The 19605-nt window shown below is 67.3% G+C and carries 18 protein-coding genes and 1 tRNA gene; 10 read left to right on the top strand and 9 right to left on the bottom strand.

Annotated elements, in window-relative coordinates; genetic code table 11:
* Positions 1–44: 44 nt before the first annotated feature.
* Positions 45–1058: an LmeA family phospholipid-binding protein gene (locus G6N44_RS08735; RefSeq protein ID WP_163663133.1), complete on the top strand. Its 1014-nt coding sequence runs from the start codon at positions 45–47 to the stop codon at positions 1056–1058.
* A 114-nt stretch (positions 1059–1172) separates the two neighbouring features.
* A complete protein-coding gene (locus G6N44_RS08730) occupies positions 1173–1772 on the top strand; it encodes a hypothetical protein (protein ID WP_163663130.1) in 600 nt (199 codons plus the stop codon).
* 15 nt (positions 1773–1787) lie between these two features.
* Here the strand turns inward: G6N44_RS08730 and G6N44_RS08725 are convergent, their stop codons facing one another.
* Complete coding sequence (locus tag G6N44_RS08725) at positions 1788–3353, bottom strand: PTS transporter subunit EIIC (protein ID WP_163663127.1); 1566 nt, start codon at positions 3351–3353, stop codon at positions 1788–1790.
* A gap of 159 nt (positions 3354–3512) precedes the next feature.
* Between G6N44_RS08725 and G6N44_RS08720 the strand changes: the two genes are divergently transcribed.
* From G6N44_RS08720 to nagA, 3 genes are read left to right on the top strand one after another with little or no spacing between them, the layout of a single operon-like run.
* Entirely contained in the window at positions 3513–3983 is a 471-nt protein-coding gene (locus tag G6N44_RS08720) for a PTS sugar transporter subunit IIA (protein ID WP_163663124.1), read from the top strand.
* Between the two features lie 9 nt (positions 3984–3992).
* Positions 3993–4778, top strand: coding sequence for a glucosamine-6-phosphate deaminase (gene nagB, locus G6N44_RS08715; RefSeq protein ID WP_163663121.1), 786 nt, complete (start codon positions 3993–3995; stop codon positions 4776–4778).
* A complete protein-coding gene (nagA, locus tag G6N44_RS08710) occupies positions 4779–5936 on the top strand; it encodes an N-acetylglucosamine-6-phosphate deacetylase (RefSeq protein WP_163663118.1) in 1158 nt (385 codons plus the stop codon).
* 111 nt (positions 5937–6047) lie between these two features.
* Here the strand turns inward: nagA and G6N44_RS08705 are convergent, their stop codons facing one another.
* Positions 6048–6248, bottom strand: a complete 201-nt coding sequence (locus tag G6N44_RS08705) for a hypothetical protein (RefSeq protein ID WP_163663114.1) — start codon at positions 6246–6248, stop codon at positions 6048–6050.
* 176 nt (positions 6249–6424) lie between these two features.
* On the opposite strand from G6N44_RS08705, the gene G6N44_RS08700 reads away from it, so the two are divergent.
* The gene (locus G6N44_RS08700; RefSeq protein WP_163663112.1) at positions 6425–7072 is read left to right on the top strand and encodes a GNAT family N-acetyltransferase; all 648 of its coding nucleotides are present in this window, start codon (positions 6425–6427) and stop codon (positions 7070–7072) included.
* Positions 7073–7090: 18 nt separating this feature from the next.
* Here the strand turns inward: G6N44_RS08700 and G6N44_RS08695 are convergent, their stop codons facing one another.
* From G6N44_RS08695 to crcB (G6N44_RS08685), 3 genes are read right to left on the bottom strand one after another with little or no spacing between them, the layout of a single operon-like run.
* Complete coding sequence (locus G6N44_RS08695) at positions 7091–8161, bottom strand: putative PII-like signaling protein (protein ID WP_163663109.1); 1071 nt, start codon at positions 8159–8161, stop codon at positions 7091–7093.
* Positions 8158–8523, bottom strand: a complete 366-nt coding sequence (gene crcB / locus G6N44_RS08690; RefSeq protein WP_163669747.1) for a fluoride efflux transporter CrcB — start codon at positions 8521–8523, stop codon at positions 8158–8160. Before crcB (G6N44_RS08690) ends, G6N44_RS08695 begins: the two co-directional genes overlap by 4 nt.
* 8 nt (positions 8524–8531) lie before the next feature.
* Positions 8532–8930, bottom strand: coding sequence for a fluoride efflux transporter CrcB (gene crcB / locus G6N44_RS08685; protein ID WP_163663106.1), 399 nt, complete (start codon positions 8928–8930; stop codon positions 8532–8534).
* A gap of 48 nt (positions 8931–8978) precedes the next feature.
* Between crcB (G6N44_RS08685) and G6N44_RS08680 the strand changes: the two genes are divergently transcribed.
* Positions 8979–12347 carry an ATP-binding protein gene (locus tag G6N44_RS08680; protein ID WP_163663103.1) on the top strand — a complete coding sequence of 1123 codons (3369 nt, stop codon included), beginning with the start codon at positions 8979–8981 and terminating at the stop codon, positions 12345–12347.
* On the opposite strand, the gene G6N44_RS08675 is transcribed toward G6N44_RS08680, so the two are convergent.
* The gene (locus tag G6N44_RS08675) at positions 12295–12993 is read right to left on the bottom strand and encodes a hemerythrin domain-containing protein (RefSeq protein ID WP_235682980.1); all 699 of its coding nucleotides are present in this window, start codon (positions 12991–12993) and stop codon (positions 12295–12297) included. The genes G6N44_RS08680 and G6N44_RS08675 overlap by 53 nt on opposite strands.
* A 92-nt stretch (positions 12994–13085) precedes the next feature.
* Between G6N44_RS08675 and pgm the strand changes: the two genes are divergently transcribed.
* From pgm to G6N44_RS08660, 3 genes are all read left to right on the top strand, one after another.
* Entirely contained in the window at positions 13086–14732 is a 1647-nt protein-coding gene (pgm, locus tag G6N44_RS08670) for a phosphoglucomutase (alpha-D-glucose-1,6-bisphosphate-dependent) (RefSeq protein WP_163663100.1), read from the top strand.
* Positions 14729–15988 (top strand): MFS transporter, encoded by a 1260-nt coding sequence (locus G6N44_RS08665; RefSeq protein ID WP_163663097.1) that lies wholly within the window; start codon positions 14729–14731, stop codon positions 15986–15988. Before pgm ends, G6N44_RS08665 begins: the two co-directional genes overlap by 4 nt.
* A 55-nt stretch (positions 15989–16043) precedes the next feature.
* Positions 16044–16116: transfer RNA gene (locus G6N44_RS08660), tRNA-Ala, on the top strand.
* Positions 16117–16220: 104 nt separating this feature from the next.
* Here G6N44_RS08660 and G6N44_RS08655 read toward each other — a convergent pair.
* The 3 genes from G6N44_RS08655 to G6N44_RS08645 form a co-directional block, all read right to left on the bottom strand.
* A complete protein-coding gene (locus G6N44_RS08655; protein ID WP_163663094.1) occupies positions 16221–17273 on the bottom strand; it encodes a PDDEXK family nuclease in 1053 nt (350 codons plus the stop codon).
* A gap of 235 nt (positions 17274–17508) precedes the next feature.
* Complete coding sequence (locus G6N44_RS08650; RefSeq protein ID WP_163669742.1) at positions 17509–17871, bottom strand: DUF6319 family protein; 363 nt, start codon at positions 17869–17871, stop codon at positions 17509–17511.
* Between the two features lie 200 nt (positions 17872–18071).
* On the bottom strand, positions 18072–19568 hold the full coding sequence (locus G6N44_RS08645; protein WP_163663091.1) for a potassium/proton antiporter: 1497 nt from the start codon (positions 19566–19568) through the stop codon (positions 18072–18074).
* Positions 19569–19605 lie beyond the last annotated feature (37 nt).

Below are 19605 nucleotides of genomic sequence, written 5' to 3'. Positions count from 1 at the left end.
CGCCACCCGGCTGACCGCCGGGGTGATGAGGCAGAATTGCGGTGATGCCGACACCGCCGCAACGCCCCGGCGAACCCGACCGTCGAGGCCGGGGTCCCGTGCCGCCGCCCGACCCGGCCACTCGGCGGCTGCCCCGCCCCGGCCGGCCCGAGGTGCCGACCGAGCAATTCCGGGCGCGCCCTCGACTGCCGGAGGCCGCGACCGAACAGATCCGGGCGCGGTATCAGCCACCCGAGGCCGCGACCGAGAAGATCACGAAGCCCCGTGCACCGGCTCCCGCACCCGACCAGCTTCAGCCCAAGCCTCAGCCCGAGGCGGCGAAACCGTCGTCGCAATGGCGCAGTCCGCAGGCGATCGTCCTGATTGCGGTCATCGCCGTCGCGCTGGTGGTCATCGGCTTGACCGGCGGTGAACTGTTCGCCCGCCACAAGGCCGGCTCCCTGCTGGTCTCGGTCGCCGAATGTGTGGTGGAGGACAACGCCTCGGTCTCGTTCGGGGTCAGTCCGCCGTTCTTGTGGCAGCACATCACCGGGCACTACACCAACATCTCGGTGCAGACCGCGGGCAAGCAGGTGCAGGCCGCCAAGGGAATGACCGCGGACGTGGCGCTGTCCGACATCCGGTTGCAGGGCACCGCGGACTCCAAGGGCACCATCGGGTCGCTGACCGCCACGCTGACCTGGACGTCGGCCGGAATCAAGGACACGGTGGCCGAGAATCTGCCCGGCGTCGGCGCTTTGGTGACCGATGTGAGCACCGACCCGGCCGCGGGCACCATCACGATGCAGGCCGTCGGGGACACCAAGGTGACCGCAAAACCGGTGGTGAACAACGGAAACCTGGACCTGCAGATCATCGATGTGAGCGGCCCGTTCGAGAAGGACACCGTGCAGACGGCCCTCGACGCCCTGATGACGAAGCTCAACGATGCCTACCCGCTCGGGATCCACGCCGACAGCGTCTCGGTGACCGACACCGGAGTAGTGGGCAGGTTCTCCAGCCAGAATGCGTCCATCCCCAACGACGGTTCCGAGGACGCCTGCTTCGCCAAGCTCTGATGATGGCCCGGCTGGCTATCGCCGGTCCTACCGCCGCTGATCAGTCGGCGCATCCGGGAATTGACGTTTCCGAAGGCGCCGGGCGGGTACTCCTGGCCGCAGGAGGTCTGAAAAATGCCTACTTGGGGTTGGATTGTCATCGCGGTAGTTGCCGTGGCCATCGTGGCGCTCGGGGTGGTGGTTGCCGCCCCGATGATGCGTCAGAAGCGAAGTGAACGGCTCCAGGATCGGTTCGGTCCGGAGTACGAGCATGCCGTCGAAACAGCCGGTGGTCAGCGCGCCGCGGAGCGGGAACTGCGTGCGCGCGAACGCAAGCACAACAAGCTGGACATCGCTGAGTTGACGCCGGAATCGCGGACGCGATACGTCGAGGCGTGGGGCGTCACTCAGGCGTCGTTCGTCGACGACCCGTCGAAATCAGTCGCGGACGCGGATCGTCTGGTGACCGAGGTGATGCGCGAACGGGGTTATCCAATAGACGATTTCGAGCAGCGCGCCGCTGATGTCTCGGTGGATCACCCCAAGGTGGTCGAACATTACCGGGCTGCCCACGTCCTTCATCTCGCGCAAGAACAGGGTGACATCGGCACCGAGGCGCAGCGCGAGGCGATCGTGCACTATCGCGCGCTCTTCGAGCAGTTGGTCGGAGCCGGGGACGCAACCCGGGCCGCGCCCGAAGCCGGGCCGGGTTCGCCGAGGGATGCGCGAGCGTGACCGCCGTCTGCATGCCTACAAGCTGTCGATGATCGCGTTCTTCAGCGCCTCGGAATTGGTACCGAATACCGCCTGCACGCTGTTGCCGACCTCGATGACCCCTGCGGCGCCGAGTGCCTTCAACCGGTCGTGATCGACCTTGGACCTGTCGCCCACTTCCATCCGCAACCGGGTGATGCAGGCGTCGACGTTGACGAGGTTCTCCCGGCCGCCGAATGCCGCGATGACCTGCTCGGCCTGGGTGTCAGTGCGGGCCGGTGCGGTGCGGGTTCCGCCGGCGACCACGGCCGTCACCGACTCGGCCCCCTCGCCGAGGTTCGCCCTTTCCTCGGCGGCGAATTCGGTCTCGGGTTCGCGGCCCGGCGTGCGCATGTTCCACTTCGTGATCGCGACGTAGAACAACACGAAGTAGACGAGGAAGAACACCGCTCCCATCCCGACGAGTAGCAAGATGTTCTTCGCTGCCGGCGCACCGCCGTAGAGCAGCAGGTCGATCAGCCCGGCCGAGAACGAGAAGCCCAGGTGGATGTCGAGCAGATAGGCGATCGCCAGGGACAGGCCGGTCAGTACCGCGTGGATGACGTACAGCGGGAATGCGACGAACATGAACGCGAACTCGAGCGGTTCGGTCACGCCGGTGAGGAACGCGGTCAGGGCCGCCGCCGACAGGATGCCGACCGCCACCTTGCGCTGCTTCTTGTTCGCGGCGACGATCATCGCAAGCGCGGCCGCCGGCAGACCGAACATCAGGACGGGATAGAAGCCGGAGGTGAGCAGGCCCGCGGTCGGGTCGCCCGCCGCGAACCGGGTGAGTTCGCCGGTGACGACGGTGCCATCCGGGGTCTGATAATCGCCGTAGATGAACCACACGTATGAGTTCGGAATGTGGTGCAGGCCCAGGGGAATCAGCATGCGGTTGGCGAAGCCGTAGACAAAGGCGCCCAACGCCCCGCTCCCGCCGATGAACCGGCCCAGCGCCGTCAGGCCGGCATCGAAGATCGGATAGAAGTAGCTCATCAGGAAGGCAAGGAACAGGCTGGCGAGCGACACCACGATCGGGACGAACCGCCTGCCGCCGAAAAACCCCAGATAGGAAGGTAATTGGATGGTGTGGTAGCGGTCGAACAACCATGCGGTGAGCAGGCCGACGACGATACCGGCGAATACGCTGTAATTGATCTGGGCTTGATCGCCGGCCTTGTCCATCTCGCCGGCCAACACGATGGGCGACATGGTCTTGAAAACGGCTTCCACCACCAGATAGCCGACCACCGCCGCCAGTGCGGTCGACCCGTCGGCCTTGCGGGCGAAGCCGATCGCCACGCCGACGGCGAACAGCAGGGGCAGGTTGGTGAACAGGGCATCGCCCGCGGCGCTCATCGCCTTGAAGAACGGTCCGATCACCGGGGAGTCGATCCGGCCCAGCAGGTCCGGTTGGCCCAGTCGCAGCAGGATGCCCGCGGCGGGCAACACGGCGATCGGCAGCATCAGGCTCTTGCCGAGTCGTTGCAGCTGAGCGAAAGCCGGGATGTTCAACCCAGATTTGCCCTGTGCACCTTCAGGTTTCGTCGTAGCGCTCATCGCATCATCGCCCTCCTGGCTGCCCGCCGCGATCCGCCGCGAAGTTGAGCGGAAGCTTAGACGAGAGCGGGGGTGGAAGAGGCGAACTGGTGACCGTCGTTCCGTCACGCTCGTATTGTTTGGGGCACGAGCACCACGCGGCACGAAGGAGCCACCACAGTGAGCAGGACGCCAGTACTCGCCCCGGTCGCCGGGCGCGCCGTTGCACTCCAGGACGTGCCGGACCCCGTGTTCTCGGCGGGCATGGTGGGATACGGTGCCGCGGTGGATCCGCGTCGCGGCGTCGTCGACGCGATCGCCCCGGTCAGCGGCAGGTTGGTGAAACTGATGCCGCATGCCTACGTCGTCATGACGGCCGACAACGTCGGCGTGCTGGTCCACCTCGGCTTGGACACCGTCGGCTTGAACGGCGAGGGTTTCACCACACATGTGAGTCAAGGGGATGAGGTCACCGCAGGTCAGGTGGTGATCACCTACGAGGTGCCCGTCGTCGAGGCGAAGGGGCTCAATCCGATTGTCCCCGTTGTGGTCATGGACGAACGTGAACCCGGCAATGTGACCGTGGCCGAGGCGGTCTCGACCGGAGCCGATATCGGTGCGGGTGCAGAGCTTTTCACGGCGGGCAGGTAGAGCGCGTCGATGGAAGTCGTCGTCCTCTCCGATGCCGCCGAGATCGGCAGCCTCGCCGCAGATGCGATCGGTGCGCTGTTGCGCCGCGCGCCGGAAGCGGTCCTCGGCCTGGCCACCGGCTCGTCGCCGCTGGTGATCTACGACGAGCTCGCCGCACGGTGTGCTGCCGGGCAGATCTCGTTCCGGCAGGCCCGGGCATTCATCCTCGACGAGTACGTCGGCCTGCGTGCCGACCATCCGGAGCGCTACCGCAATGTGATCGACAGCGTGTTCGTCTCACAGGTCGACTTCACCCCGGACGCGGTGGTGGGCCCCGATGGCCTGGCGGCGGACCTGCTGGCAGCGTGCGCGGCATACGAGGATGCCCTTCGCGACGCCGGAGGGGTTGATCTGCAGATCGTCGGGATCGGCACCGACGGGCACATCGCGTTCAACGAACCGGGCTCGTCGCTGGCGTCGCGGACCCGCATCAAGACGCTGACGCATCAGACCCGCCTCGACAACGCCCGGTTCTTCGGGGGCGATCTCGACGCGGTGCCGCGACACTGCCTCACCCAGGGGTTGGCCACCATCATGGCGGCTCGGCACGTGATCCTGGTGGCCCTCGGTGTCAACAAGGCCGAGGCGGTGTACCACCTGGTCGAAGGGTCTGTCAGTGCCAGGTGGCCGGCGACCGTCCTGCAGCATCACCCGCACGTCACCGTTCTGCTCGACGACGCGGCCGCGCAGCGGCTTGAGCTCATCGACTTCTATCGTGAGACCTACCGCTCGAAACCGGATTGGCAGGAAATCTGAGTGTTGTTGACCGCCGACACGTTGATCACAGGCGCAGAACTGTTGCGGCCGGGCTGGATTGACGTTTCGGGCGAACGGGTTACGGCGGTGGGTGAGGGTGCGCCGCCCCGGCCCGCGGATCGCGATCTCGGCCCCGTGACAGTGTTGCCGGGATTCGTCGACACCCACACGCACGGCGGCGGTGGCGGTAGTTTCTCGGAGGCGTCGGTGGCCGATACGGCGGCTGCGGTGGCGCTGCACCGCAGGCACGGCACCACCACCATGATCGCCTCCCTCGTCACCAGCGGCCCGGACGAATTGTTGCGCCAAGTCTCGGAGTTGGCCGAGCAGGTGCGTGCCGGTCTGATCGACGGGATCCACCTCGAAGGCCCGTGGCTGGCGACGGCGCGGTGCGGGGCCCATCAACCCGCTCTCATGCGGGATCCGGATCTCGACGAGATCGACCGGTTGCTGGCTACCGCGGCCGGGACCATCGCGATGGTGACCATCGCCCCGGAACGACCCGGAGCGTTGCCCGCGATCCGGCGGTTCGTCGATGCCGGCGTGGTGGTGGCGGTCGGTCACACCGACGCGACCTACGAACAGACCCGGGCAGCGATTACCGCCGGTGCCACCGTGGGTACGCATCTGTTCAACGCGATGCGCCCGATCGACCGGCGCGAACCGGGCCCGGTGGTCGCCTTGATCGAGAACCCCGCAGTCACCGTCGAACTCATCACCGACGGGGTGCACCTCGACGCCGCCATCTATCGACACGTCACGCGAAGCGTCGGGCCGGATCGGGTTTCACTGATCACCGATGCGATGGCGGCGACCGGGATGCCGGACGGCCGCTACCAGTTGGGGCCGGTACCGGTCGATGTGACCGGCGGGGTGGCCCTGGTCGGAGGCACGGACACGGTCGCCGGAAGTACCGCGACGATGGACCGGGTGGTCCGATTCGCCGCGGCCCATTGCGGTTTGACCCGGGACGAGGCGTTGATGCTCGTCGTTCGGCAATCCTCGCTCAACCCGGCCCGTGCGCTGGGCCTGTCCGCCGGCGTCCTGAACCCGGGTGCCGCAGCCGATTTCGTGCTGCTGGACTCGGATCTGACGGTGCTCGGGGTGATGCGCCGGGGTGCGTGGGAGTTGGACCCCGCACCGAGAAGTGTTTCCTGAGGCAGAATTTCACCTGCAGCCGTGGTGAATGCCCATTCCGGATATCGACCCGGCGTACCGTCGGGGCCGGGTAGCACCCGGCTCAAGGGACGCATCTGGGGGTCGCCGTTCTCAGATGTCGTCGTCGCTCGCAGTGCGGGCCCCCACGAAGGCGAGGAGTTGAGGATCGGAGGAGCTGAACCGGTCCACTTCCTCGCCGCCGTCGCAGCGCAGCAAGGAGATAGTGAGGCTGTCCGGGGTGCGGGTGAGGACCCGCCAATGGGCTCCGGAATCCTGCCAGCGCTGCAATTCTGCGACCCGATCGACGCTCATGCCGACTACCATCGCACGGCATGGCGGCGACCAACCCGATGAGGGGAACCGGATCCTGGTCGATCTCAGTCATCTGACCGTGTTGGCCAAGCTCCTCGCCTGAGCCTGATGGCCGGTCGGCCACCAGGAAGGTAGGTAAACCTACCCTCATTCGCTACGGTAGGATCGGCGCTCAAATGACCGATATCGATGCCGAGGTGGCCGACCTGTCGGGGGTCCCCGTCCTCAAACGCGAGCTGACGGACATCCCCGACGAGGTGCGCGCGGTCGCCGCCGCCCCCATCCCGGTGCTGGCCGAGCCATACGGCATCCGGTTGGCTGACGCCGCCGACGCCGAGTTGATCTCGGAGTGGATGAACCTTCCGCACCTGGCGGAGGCCTGGGAGTACGACTGGGCGCCTGACCGCTGGCGGCGTTACCTGCAGGCTCAACTCGACGGCCAGTACTCGCGGCCGCTGATCGCGAGCTTCCGCGGCAAGGCCTCCGGGTACGTCGAGTTGTACCGGGCGGCCAAGGATTCCATCGCGCCCCGTTACGCCGCCGATCCTCACGACATCGGCATCCACGCCGCGATTGCCGATCTGGCGCTCGTCAACCGTGGCATCGCCCCACTCCTGTTGCCCCGCATCGTGGCCAACGTGTTCGAACTCGACCCGAACTGCCGGCGGATCATGTTCGACCCGGACCACCGGAACACCGCTGCGCGGCGGGTATGTGAGTTCGCCGGATGCGAATTCCTGGGCGAGCACCAGATGTCGAACCGGCGGATGGCCCTCTACGCACTGCCGCGAACCCCCGAGGACACCTTCGGTGCCGCCGGGTAGTCGGGCTTCATCACCGGGTCAGTAATCGAACCGCGCCAGGCCGGTGCCGCCGCGGCGTCGGCCGGCATCGACGACGGTCGCCGAGGGCACCATCTCGGCACTGATCACGCCGTGCTCGCGGGTGAGTTCGTCGATGATCTCGAAGGCCCGCGCGATCCGTTCCGGGGTGTCCACCACGATCGTCGTCACCGGTACGTGCCGTCCGAGCTGAAACATCCGGTCACCGTGCGGTTTTTCCGCGCCACTGAATCCCCACACCGCGCGCAGCACGGTGGCACCGCCGGAGGCGCCGGTCTGCATCAGCCTCCGGACGATGGCCCGGTGAACGGGCACCCCGTCATGGTGCGTGGTCTCGGAGGTGTGCACCATCAACTTCTGCCACAGCGGGTGGCCCTCGGCGTCGGTCTCCGGCAGCTCGGCCGGGCGGGCCAGCAGGTGCCCGGCGCGCTTGCACAGTTGCGCCCGCTCGACCGTGAGCAATGGGTCGTCCAGCAGCCCGGAAAGCTCGCTGATCACGGCGTTGACCTGGGCCCCGGTCCCGAGCCCGATGATCATCAGTGGCACCTCGGAGTTGCGGTTGAAGAACGCGGCGCGCCGACGCCGGCCGTGTGCGGTGCCGTCCACCCCGAGAAACACTGTGGCGCCGGCGAAGCCGCGCTGGTGCAGCAGATCGCACACCGCCCGGTAGGCCGGAACCCCCGCGATGCGGCGATGACGGCCGACGTAGACGGTCAGCTTGCACATCTCGGTGACTGTCGGTGCCACTGATTGGCGCCGGATCAGCTGTGCGCGTTCGAGGGTGATCATGCCGCGGGGGATGACCGCGACGGTCCGCTCGGCGAGCGCCGAGATCTTGTCGGCCGCATCGACGGCGGCGATGGCGATCGGGGGATCCTCCGAGGCGGTCAGTGTCTCGTCGGTGCGCAGACTGTGATGTGGGCCGAAGCCGGCGATCCCGCGCAGCAGCACGCTGATCGCGACATCGAGGTCCCCGTACAGGTCCAGGAGCGCGTCGGCGACGAAGCGGTGTTCGTGGCGTTGCCTCTCGCCGAAGTACGCGGTGAGCTTGAGGTAGTCGGTGGTACTCACAGTCGGCACCCCAGCGACATGCCCAGCCACGCCGCGATCAGGCCGAGCGCCACGCTGGCGACGACATTGCCGACCGCGGGCCCGATCCGGCGTTCTTCGCCCAGGCGGTGGGTTTCCAGCATCCAGGTGGAGAACGTGGTGTACGAGCCGACGAATGCGGTGCCGGCCAGCAGCGCGGTGTGCCGGTCCAGGGCCAGGGCCCCGAGGAAACCGAGTAGAAACGCGCCGGTGAGGTTGACCGCCAATGTGCCGAACGGGAAGCCGCGGGTGTGCCGCGCGGACACTGTGCGGTCGACGAGGAACCGGCAGACCGCGCCGGCGCCGCCGAGCAGCATCACCCCCGTCCACACCAGAGCGGTCATCGGCGCGCTCATCCGCGCACCATGGCCCGGCGCACGAGTGCGGTCGCGACGGCCACCGCGAGCAGGCCGGCAGTGATGCTGGCCGCGGTGTAGCCGGCCGCCAGCGCCCAGTGCCCGTGCTCGAGCATCGTGATCGTCTCGACCTGCATCGTGGAGAACGTGGTCAGCCCGCCACATAACCCGGTACCCAACAAGGGCCGCCGGTAGCTGGACACCGGCAGCCGTTCCAGCAGTCGTGTGGTGAAGTACCCCAACAGGAACGCGCCGACGATGTTCACGACGAACGTCGGCCACGGCCAATGCCCGGGTTCGGGCGCGACGAGCACCGTCAGGACGGCCCGGGCCAGCGTGCCCAGTGCGCCACCGACGAACACCGCGGCGAGTTCACGGGGGTCGTGACGGGACATGATGCAAAGTATGTCGGTCGGCGGCCCGACAGCTAAGGTCGGCTCACCATGACGGCGCCCGGGAATTCTTCACTGTCCACGGTGCGGGTGGCTGCGCTGGGGCCGATCCGGGCGTGGGTGGCCGGCGAACCGGTGGAACTCGGCGGTCGCAGGCAGCGATCGGTGTTGGCTCGGTTGGTGTCCGCGCACGGCGAAGTGGTGTCGGTCGACAGGCTCATCGACGACCTGTGGGAGGGCGAGCCACCGCCGAAGGTGCTGTCCTCGCTGCAGGCCTACATCTCACATCTGCGTCGCGTGCTCGAGCCGGGGCGCGAACCGCGCACCGCCGCAGGCGTCATCGTCAGCGCTGCCCCGGGATACTGTCTGCGACTGCCGGCCGAGGCCGTCGACGTGTGGTGCTTCGAGTCGAAAGTTGTTGCGGCAGAGCAGGAAGCCGATCCCACCGAGCGGGCCAGACTGCTCGAGGATGCGCTCGGGGGGTGGTCGGGTGACCCCTATGCGGAGGTGGCCGACGCGCTGTGGGCGGCCCCGGAAGTGGCCCGGCTGGCCGAATTGCGTTTGGCCACCACCGAATCGTTTGCGCAGACGCAGTCGGTGCTGGGTCGCGACGCAACGGTCGTGCGGGTTCTGGAGCGACACGCCCGCGACCATCCGGGCCGGGAGGTCGCCGCCGGGTTACTCGCGACCGCGCTGTACCGGACCGGCCGTCAAACCGCAGCACTGGACGTTCTCCGACGCACTCGCGATCACCTGGTCGATGATCTCGGGCTCGAACCGGCGCGGGCGCTTCGAGACCTGGAACGCGACATCCTGCAGCAGGCCGATCATCTCGAGCCGATTCCCGTCGCAGCGCGGTCGATGGCGATCCCGCGGGTCGGGCCGACGCCGGCACGGTCGTGCGGTAGGACCGCCGAACTGGCAGCGATCGTTCAGACCGCGGAAATGGTTGAGCGCGAAGGTGGTCGCGTGCTGTGGGTGAGTGGTGAGGTGGGCCTGGGCAAGACCACCCTGGTCGATACCGCCGCCGGGCGGTTACGCGCGGCCGGCTGGGCGGTGGCCTCGGGACGTTGCCCCGAGGTGGACGGTGCCCCGCCGGGGTGGGCGTGGACGGAGGTCATCCGTGAATTCGTGGCCTCGTGCGAACCCGATCAGCTCACGGCGTTGGGCCCGCTGTTGCACGAGGGCGCGACGGCGGGTGCCGACAGCGGCGGAACGTTCTGGTTGGCCCAGGCGCTGGCCGGCCTCCTCGGGCAGGCGTCTGCCCGCCGACCGCTGGTGGTCGTGCTGGACGATCTGCACCGTACCGATGGTCTGACCCTGGAGCTGCTGCGGTTCGTGACCGATCAGCTCGGTGGCCATCGCGTGCTGATCATCGGCACGTACCGGCCGTCCGAATCGGGCGCGGAGCTCGAGGCCGCCCGCGCAGCATTGGCCAATCACGCCGCCGCCCACCTGGAACTGGCCGGTCTCGATGAGACGGCCACTGCGGAACTGGCTGCCGAGTACGGTCTTTCGGCGCTGGCCGGCGATACCCTGCGAAACCTGCGTGAGCGGACCGGTGGCAACCCGCTGTTCATTCGGGAACTGGCCCGGCTGATGGTTGCCGAGGGTGTAGAGGCCGGCAAGGGCAGTGTTCCGGCCGGGGTACGTGATGTCTTGCGGCGCAGACTGGCCCGGCTGCCCGCACCTACCGCCACGGCACTGCGCCAGGCCGCGGTACTCGGTCGGGACGTGGATCTCGACCTCCTGGGCGACCTTGCGTGGGGCAACTCCGAAGAGCTGCTCGACGCGCTCGAACCGGCTGTGCTGGCCGGGCTTCTCGACGAGCCGGCGCCCGGCCGGGCCAGGTTCGCCCACGCGTTGATCCGCGACACCATCTACGACGACATGTCGATCCTGCGCCGGACCCGGTTGCACGCTGCTGCTCTGGGGCTGCTCCGCCGGCCGGGGAGTTCGGCGGATTCCTCCTCGGTCGCCTATCACGCCGTGGCCGCAGCCACACCGGACACAGCAAGCGAGGCAGCTGATTTCGCGATGGCCGCCGCTCGCGACGCCGATACCGTCGGTGCTCCGGCGGAATCGGTGCGACAGTGGCGCGCGACCGTTCGGATGCTGGAGCTCGTTGATGTCCGGCCGGTGGCCCCGCAACCGAACCTGCCGGAGCGGACGGTTCTCGCGCGGTCTGGACTTTTCGCGGCGTTGGCCCGGGCCGGCGATGTGGTTGCGGCACGCGACGAACAGAAGCGGACGTTGGCACTGGCCGCAGGCCACGACGCGTCAATGGTCGGCGTGCTCACCCGGTGGGATGCCCCGCTGGTGTGGCGGCTGCGGGTCACCGACGCCGCCGACCAGGACATCGTGGTGCCACTGCGTGGTGTGCTGGACCGGGATCATCCGGTGCCCGTGCGGGCGCGACTGTTGTCGACGTTGTTCGCCGAGTTGGAGGGGGCGGATACGCCGGCTGCGTTGGCGGCCAGCGCGGAAGCGCTCGCGTTGGCGCGTATCGCGCACGCCGAGGATCCCGACGCCCACGGCCGGCTGATGTGCGCGGCACTCAATGCCCGTGCCTTCGCCGCGCTGGGCCCCGATCTGGCCGCCGAACGGGAAACCATGGCCGGTGAACTGCTCGTGGTGGCGCAGGAGTGCGGTGCCGTCGACTACGAGGCCGTCGCGCAATGGCTGCTGTTCCTTTCCGCGGCAGGACGCTCGGATCTGTCCGCCGCCCTAGGACACGTCGATCTCGCTGTGGCACGGGCCGGGACCGGGCAGCTGGGCTACCTTCTGGGCGTGCTCGACGTGTTCGAGGCGCAGTTGACGGTGCTGGCGGGCCGGCCCGACGAAGGTGAGCGCCGCTATGCGGCGGCGGCCGCCCAGTTGTCCGAACACGGCGCCCCCAACGGCGCGTTGATGGCGCTCGTCGGACGGCTGACGGGGGCGCTGTTCCGCAACGATCTCGCTCCGTTGGCCGACGAGTTGCTCGCCGTTCACAACCTGGTGTCGAAGGCGGTCTGCGACGCCGTGGTGCTGGCGTTGCTGGCCGCCGGAAGAACCGGTGAAGCACAACAGGTCTGGGCCCAGCGCCCGCCGGTGGAGCGGTCCTACTACTGGCTGGCCGTGACGACGCTGCGGGCGCACGCGGCGGCGGCGATCGGCGACGCGGCGGCCGCCACGGCGACGGCCGAGGAGCTGCTGCCCTACTCGGGGCGGATGGCCGGGCTCGACAACGGCACCCTGCTCACCGGACCGGTGGACGAGGCGCTGGCCGCTGTCGCCGAACTGACCGGTGAGGCCGAACTGGCCCGCCGCTACCGCGCCGATGCCGCTTCGCTCCGTCAGCGACTCGGGGCGGACGCCGCCCGGGTGCTCAGCCGAACACCCGACGGTCGAATCGCCGGTGGCGCACCGACAACAGGGTGATAAGCCCCAGCAGTATCGGGCTGGTGGTTTCGGACAATACGACGCGCTCGTGCTCGGTCATCACCGCCACGGTGCGTGGCCCGTCGAACGACATCCGTCCGCCCCGTTGGGCGGCCTTCTCGACGGCGGCCCAATCGTCGACCGACACGTACTGCCGGATCACCGGGAAGATCTCGCGCTCCTCATCGGCGATGTGCTCGTGCAGCAGTGTGTGCAGCTCGGTGAGGGCGGCGGCCAACGGTGCCGCCGAGTCGCGATCGCCGACGTTGAGCCGGAACCCCGCCGCCAGCGCGCGCAACCGGTCCAACCGCGGATCGAGCGCGGCGTGGTCCTCGGTCAGCTCGGTCAGATCGATGGATCCGCCTGCGGTCGCTTCGATCACCGGCCACAGGACCTGGTCCTCGGTCATGTGGTGATGGTGGATCGAGTCGCACAACAGGTTCACGTACCGGGTGACCGCGCGAGCGCGCCGGGGCGTGCACGCCAGCTTCCCGTCCGCGAAAGCCGAGGTCAATGCCGCGATGCGGCCGACATCGGTGACCATGGCGCGGTGCGCGAGGCTGATGCCGAGCAGGTCGGGTTCGGGATCGCCGGGGCGCCGCGCGGTAAGGGTGACGAGTCGGGTGGGTTGCCTGGGTGTATTCACGGCAGCCACGTTGCCGGGCCCCACTTGTAACCGACTTGTGTAAGGCTTGCCCTGACCGTCGAACGCCAATTGTCGGAGGGAAAGCGGGAACCATGGCTGCCAATCCGCGTGCCGGGCAACCGGCTCAACCCGAGGATCTGATCGACGTCGCCGAGGTGGTGACCGCGTACTACACCCGGCGGCCCGATCCCGAGGACATTGCGCAGCAGGTGGTGTTCGGCACGTCTGGGCATCGCGGTTCCAGTTTGGACACCGCGTTCAACGAAGGTCATATCCTGGCCGCCACCCAGGCCATCGTCGAATACCGGGACGCGCAGGGCACCACCGGTCCGCTGTTCCTCGGTCGCGACACCCATGCGCTGTCGGAACCGGCGTGGGCGTCGGCGCTGGAGGTGTTGGCCGCCAACGATGTCGTAGCCGTTGTGGACGCATCGGACCGCTACACGCCCACGCCGGCGATCAGCCACGCCATCCTGACCTTCAACCGCGGCCGCGATTCTGATCTTGCCGACGGCATCGTGGTGACCCCGTCTCACAACCCGCCGCGCGACGGCGGCTTCAAATACAACCCGCCCAACGGCGGACCCGCCGACACCGCCGCCACCGGGTGGATTGCCAAGCGCGCCAACGAGATCCTGCGTGACGGATACCGGGACGTGAAACGCATGCCGCTGGCGCGCGCGTTGCAGATGGCCCAGCGCCACGACTATCTCGATGCCTACGTCGCGGATCTGGCCAATGTGGTGGACCTGCCCGCGATCCGGGCTGCGGGCATTCGCATCGGAGCCGACCCACTCGGTGGTGCCAGCGTGGACTACTGGGGCGCGATCGCCGAGCGGTACAACCTGGACCTGACCGTGGTGAACCCGCTGGTGGACGCGACGTGGCGGTTCATGACGCTGGACACCGACGGCAAGATCCGGATGGACTGCAGCTCACCGAATGCCATGGCTGGGCTGCTTCGGGCGATGAGCGCCAACCCCGGTACCTACCAGATCGCCACCGGCAACGACGCCGACTCGGACCGGCACGGCATCGTCACCCCGGACGGCGGGCTGCTGAACCCCAACCACTATCTGGCCGTGGCGATCGACTACCTCTACACCCACCGGCCGCAGTGGCCGGGCTCGACGGCTGTGGGCAAGACGGTGGTCAGCTCGTCGATCATCGACCGGGTGGTGGCCGGGCTGGGTCGCAAGCTGGTCGAGGTGCCGGTCGGGTTCAAATGGTTCGTCGACGGACTGATCGGCGGCGGCATCGGTTTCGGCGGCGAGGAGAGTGCCGGGGCCTCGTTCCTGCGTACCGACGGGTCGACCTGGACCACCGACAAAGACGGCATCATCCTGGCGCTGCTGGCCTCGGAGATCCTGGCGGTCACCGGCTCGACGCCGTCGCAGCGTTACGCCGAGCTGGCCGCACGCTACGGCTCGCCCACCTATGCGCGCATCGACGCGCCCGCCGACCGCGACCAGAAGGCCCGGCTGGCCAAGCTGTCACCCGAGCAGGTCAGCGCCACCGAACTGGCCGGTGAGCCGATCACCGCCAAGCTGACCGCCGCTCCCGGCAACGGGGCGGCGTTGGGCGGGCTGAAGGTCACGACGGCGAACGCCTGGTTCGCTGCCCGGCCGTCAGGAACCGAGGACGTCTACAAGATCTACGCCGAGTCGTTCCTCGGGGCCGACCATCTGGCGGAGGTGCAGGAGGCCGCGAAGCGCGTGGTTAATACAGTCATCGGGTGAGTTCTGTCGCGGAAGGTGACTGCCAGACCAAGGCGAAGCTGCCTGGCGAGGTCTGGGTCCTGATCGTCGCCAACGCGGTCATTGCGCTGGGCTACGGCGTGGTGGCGCCGGTGCTGCCGGCTTATGCCCGCCACTTCGGCGTCAGCATCAGCGCCGCAACGTTCGTCATCACCGCGTTTGCGCTGATGAGGCTGTGTTTCGCTCCGGCGAGCGGCATGATGATCCAGCGGCTGGGGGAGCGACGGATCTATGTGTGGGGCCTGCTGATCGTCGCCGTCACCACCGGCGCGTGCGCATTCGCCCAGAGCTACTGGCAGCTGCTGTTGTTCCGGTCGCTCGGCGGTGTCGGGTCGACGATGTTCTTCGTCTCGGCGCTCGGGCTGATGATCCGGATCAGCCCCGAAGACGCCCGCGGCCGGGTGGCCGGCATGTTCTCCTCGGCGTTCCTGGTCGGCTCGGTCGGCGGCCCGGTGCTCGGCAGCCTCACCGCCGGCCTGGGCCTGAATGCGCCGTTCCTCATCTACGGTGCCGCACTGTTGGTGGCGGCCGCGGTGGTGTTCATCAGCCTGCGGCATTCGTCGCTGGCCGCGCCCGCGCCGGACGACGGCCCCAAGGTGACCGTGCGCGCGGCGCTGCGCAATCCCGCCTACCGGGCGGCGCTGCTGTCGAACTTCGCCACCGGTTGGTCGGCCTTCGGGCTCCGAATTGCCTTGGTGCCGTTGTTCGTTGTGGACGTGCTGCACCGCGGTCCCGGGATGGCTGGGCTGGCGCTGGCCACCTTCGCCATCGGCAATGTGTCGGCGGTGATCCCCAGCGGCTACCTGTCCGACCGGGTGGGCCGACGAATCCTGCTGATCGTCGGACTCACCGCGGCCGGCATCTCGACCGTGATGGTCGGGTTCACCGACGGGTTGACGCTGTTTCTGGTGGCCGCCTATATCGCGGGTTTCTCGACGGGCATCTTCACCGCGCCACAGCAGGCCGCGGTCGCCGACATCATCGGAAACAAGGCCCGCGGCGGCACCGCGGTGGCGGCTTTCCAGATGATGGCCGACGTCGGATCGGTCGGCGGTTCGCTGCTGGTCGGCCTGATCGCGCAGTACCTGTCGTTCTCCTGGGCCTTCGTGATCAGCGGGGTGATTCTGTTGATCGCTGCAGTGGGCTGGATTTTCGCTCCCGAGACCCGCGGACAGCCGTCTGCCGTGCACACTCCGGCCCGTGCGCTCGGTCCGGAGGCCGGTGGCGAGGTCCCCTGACCAGCGATTTTGAACCAGGGGTAGCCGTGGTGTAACTTCGTGGGGCACGACAAACGGGGCTATGGCGCAGTTGGTAGCGCACCACACTGGCAGTGTGGGGGTCAGGGGTTCGAATCCCCTTAGCTCCACGTTTGAAAAACCCGCTCTGACTTCGGTCGGGGCGGGTTTTTGTGTTAGCTGTCGAGCTCAAAGAGGGGCCTGTGCTGTCTCGATGACCCGATTGGAGTTCGTTCTACGTAGCCACCCGGAAGCTGACACCACGATCCGGAAATCCCTCGGACAGACTCTGCAGTGCCGCCACGGTGTCGCCGCCCTTCCACATCCGGTAGACGACCCACGTCGCGGTGTCGTCGTGGAGAGGATCCTCGACGAACCAGCGCGACGGGTTGCTGACTCCGTATTGCGTCGTCAGTGCTGCGGTCAGCGCCGATTGGTCGTCGATTCGTCCGGGGATCGCGCGCAACCCATACTCGGGTAGCTGTGCGGCGATCTCTGCGAGGGGAACTCCTTTGCGATCGAGCTCTTTGATCATCGTTCGCACCGCCTGCCGTTTTCGCATTGGTTGCAGTTCCTTGCCGTCGACGATCACTTGATACTGAGTCCAATCGCGGTTATCGGGACGTTCGGCTACGCGCCTCTGCGCGGCCTCCTTGTTGCGGACGCGGATCTGATAATCCGCCGCTTCGGGAAGCGGGATCAGTTGTTGTATGTCAATGTAGGTTTCGCCGCCGATGGTGTAGGGCACGAGCTTCATGCACCGAATATCCATGTTCTCAAACTCGTTGAGCCACAGGACGGTTGTTGTGATCTCGCGGCTGAATCCTTGTGCCGCGAGAATTATCCGGACGTCGTCGGCGATCTCGACATCGTCGGCGTCCTCTTGGCCGAGGAATTCGAGAAGATCCTGGAGTCCGTCTACCGCTTCGGGATCGCCGTTTTGATCCTGCGAACGCGAATAGGCTTCCACCACCTGATCGAATGTCATGGGGGCGACCATGGCCGCATACCGCAGCGCCTGGAGTTCCATGTGGCTGCCGTCATCACCGCGTTTTAGTTCGATGACCACGAGCCGTCGATTCCGATCCAGCGCGAGCAGGTCGATACGTCGTCGAGAGTCCTCCCAGCTTCCGAACTCCTCGGCGATGATCTTCAGATCTTCACCAAATGCGCCGGGTTGCTGGCGCAGCAATCGCTGCAGATCTGCGCGTTCGCGGATCGCCAGGTCTTCGAAGGACGACGGCGTCTGCTCCACCAACTTGCCGTCACTGATCGCGTACAGCGTCATCGGATCCCCGTTCCTGCGCCCATTTTGCCATCGCCTGCTTCTGCAATCTTCAGACTTGACCTAATCGCAGTCAACGCATTTCGCTGCTTCTGTAGGTTGGCCAACTCGAAGCGTCACGTGATTTCCGCCATCACGCCTGCATATGTTGGCGACGGCCATTCGCCCCGAATGGCAATCGGTTTGGACTGGGCTGGGCAGGGCGTCCGCGCAGTGCCTGTCGAGCTGTCGAAAGGCCTCACTCCAAGTCGGACAAAACCTTTCGCGCCGCCTCGAGCTCGGCTTCGAGGGCGGCAACCTTGGCGGCCTGCTGAGCACGGGCCTCCTCGATCACCGCATCGATCGGGGTGGCGAGGTCATCGTGGAGCTCCTTTGCCGCGCGGGAGACGGCGGCAGCCGCGACCGATAGGTCGCGAGCAAGGTAGGTGGTGCCCTGCTTGAGCTCGGCGCGCCACTCGCCGTCGGCGGTACCGGTGACGGCGAGGGTCAGCTCGATGGTCTTGGCTTTCTTGCCCGGGCCCTTCTTGGCAGGTGCTTTCCTGGGCTTCTCCTCGACGGGAGCTTCAACGGTGGGTGCGGCGCTGTCGGAGTCGGCGGCCAAGGCTTCTGGTGCCTGGGCTTCTGCAGTTATCGTCACTGAATTCCCTCTCGAACATCGGCTCGTGCTAGGCGGGCTGGCGGTCGCAGATATTAGAACACGCGTTCGACCGTTGTCGTCAAGTCGACTCGCCCGGCGCGCTCACATTGTCCGCTGGATTGCCGAAATCGGCTTGCGCGCCTGCGTTCTCGAATTCACGGACGTCAGTCCTCGAGCCCGTACTCGTCGAACCAGTACGCGAGTTTGCCCCGTCGGCTCACCGCGCGCATCCGCGCCTCGGCGGCGGTGCGCATCTTGCTGGTGGTGACGATGAGCAGTTCATCGCCGATGGCGATGCGGGTGTCCGGCAGCGGAACAAAGGTGCGGCCGTTGCGGATGATCAGCGTGATCACCGCCGGATCGGGCAGCCGCAGTTCGAGGATCGTCACGTTGTGCAACCGGGAGTGGGGCTGCACCGTCATGGTCAGCAGCTCGGCGTCGAGTACGTCCAGTGGTGCGGCTTCCACTTGAATTTCGCGGGTGACGTCGCGGGTGATCAGCCCGAGCGCGTTCGCCACGAATCGGATGCTGGGCGCCTGGATCAGGGTGAAGATCACCACGAGGACGAACACGATGTTGAGCAGGCGGTAGCTGTCGGGCACCCCGGCGACGATCGGGAACGTGGCCAGCACGATCGGCACGGCACCGCGCAGGCCCGCCCAGGACAGGAAGAGCTGTTCGCGCAACGGGATACGGAATCCGGCCAGCGACAGGACCACCGACGCCGGGCGGGCGATCAACAGCAATACCAGCCCGATGGCGATCGCCGGGACGAGGTCATCGGCCAGATCGTGGGGATTGACGAGCAGGCCGAGCAGGACGAACAACCCGATCTGGGCCAGCCAGCCCACCCCTTCGGCGAACGACCGGGTGGCGGACTTGTGCGGCAGGCCAGAGTTTGCGAGGACCACCGCGGACAGGTACGCGGCGATGAAGCCGCTGGCGTGCGCGCTGCCTGCGGCGGCGAATGCGATCAGGCCCAGTCCGAACGTGGCGATCGGGTAGAGCCCCGAGGCCGGCAGCGCGATGCGACGCAGGGCAAATGCACCGGCGAACCCGATGGCCAGGCCCAGCAGGGAACCGGTAACCAATTCGTATACGAGGCCGGTGATGGCGCCCTCGGGGTGGAACACGAACGGCACCACGCTGAACGTCAGCACCAGGATGACGGCCGGTGCGTCGTTGAAACCGGATTCGGCCTCCAGTAGTCCGGCCAGTCGGCGGGGCAGCGGCAGGATCCGCAGTACCGAGAACACTGCGGCCGCGTCGGTGGAGGAGACGATGGCACCGAGCAGCAGGGCGAGTTGCCAGTCCATACCCAGCAGCAGATGTGCGCCGACGGCGGTGATGGCCGTGCTGATCAAGACTCCGACGGTGGCCAGCACGCCCGCGGGTGCCAAAACTCCGCGGATATCGGAAAAACGGGTGGTCAGGCCGCCCTCGACGAGCACGATCGCCAAGGCCGTGGTGCACACGTTGCGGGCCAGTTCGACGTTGTTGAAATCCAGCCCGATCCCGTCGACTCCCAGAACCATGCCGACTGCCAGGAAGAACAGCAGGCTGGGAAAGCCGATTCGGGTCGCCACCCGCGTGCCGATGATGCTCGCCAGCAGCACGATGCCGCCGGTGAGCAAAGTGAGGTAGAGCTGGTTCAGACTCATCGGGAATTAGTTAATCAGGACAATGGACCCTGGGTGG

The sequence above is a fragment of the Mycolicibacterium alvei genome, assembly GCF_010727325.1.
Taxonomy (GTDB): domain Bacteria; phylum Actinomycetota; class Actinomycetes; order Mycobacteriales; family Mycobacteriaceae; genus Mycobacterium; species Mycobacterium alvei.
The sequence above is the reverse complement of the archived record's forward strand: the minus strand, read 5'-3'. Positions and strand labels throughout refer to the sequence as shown.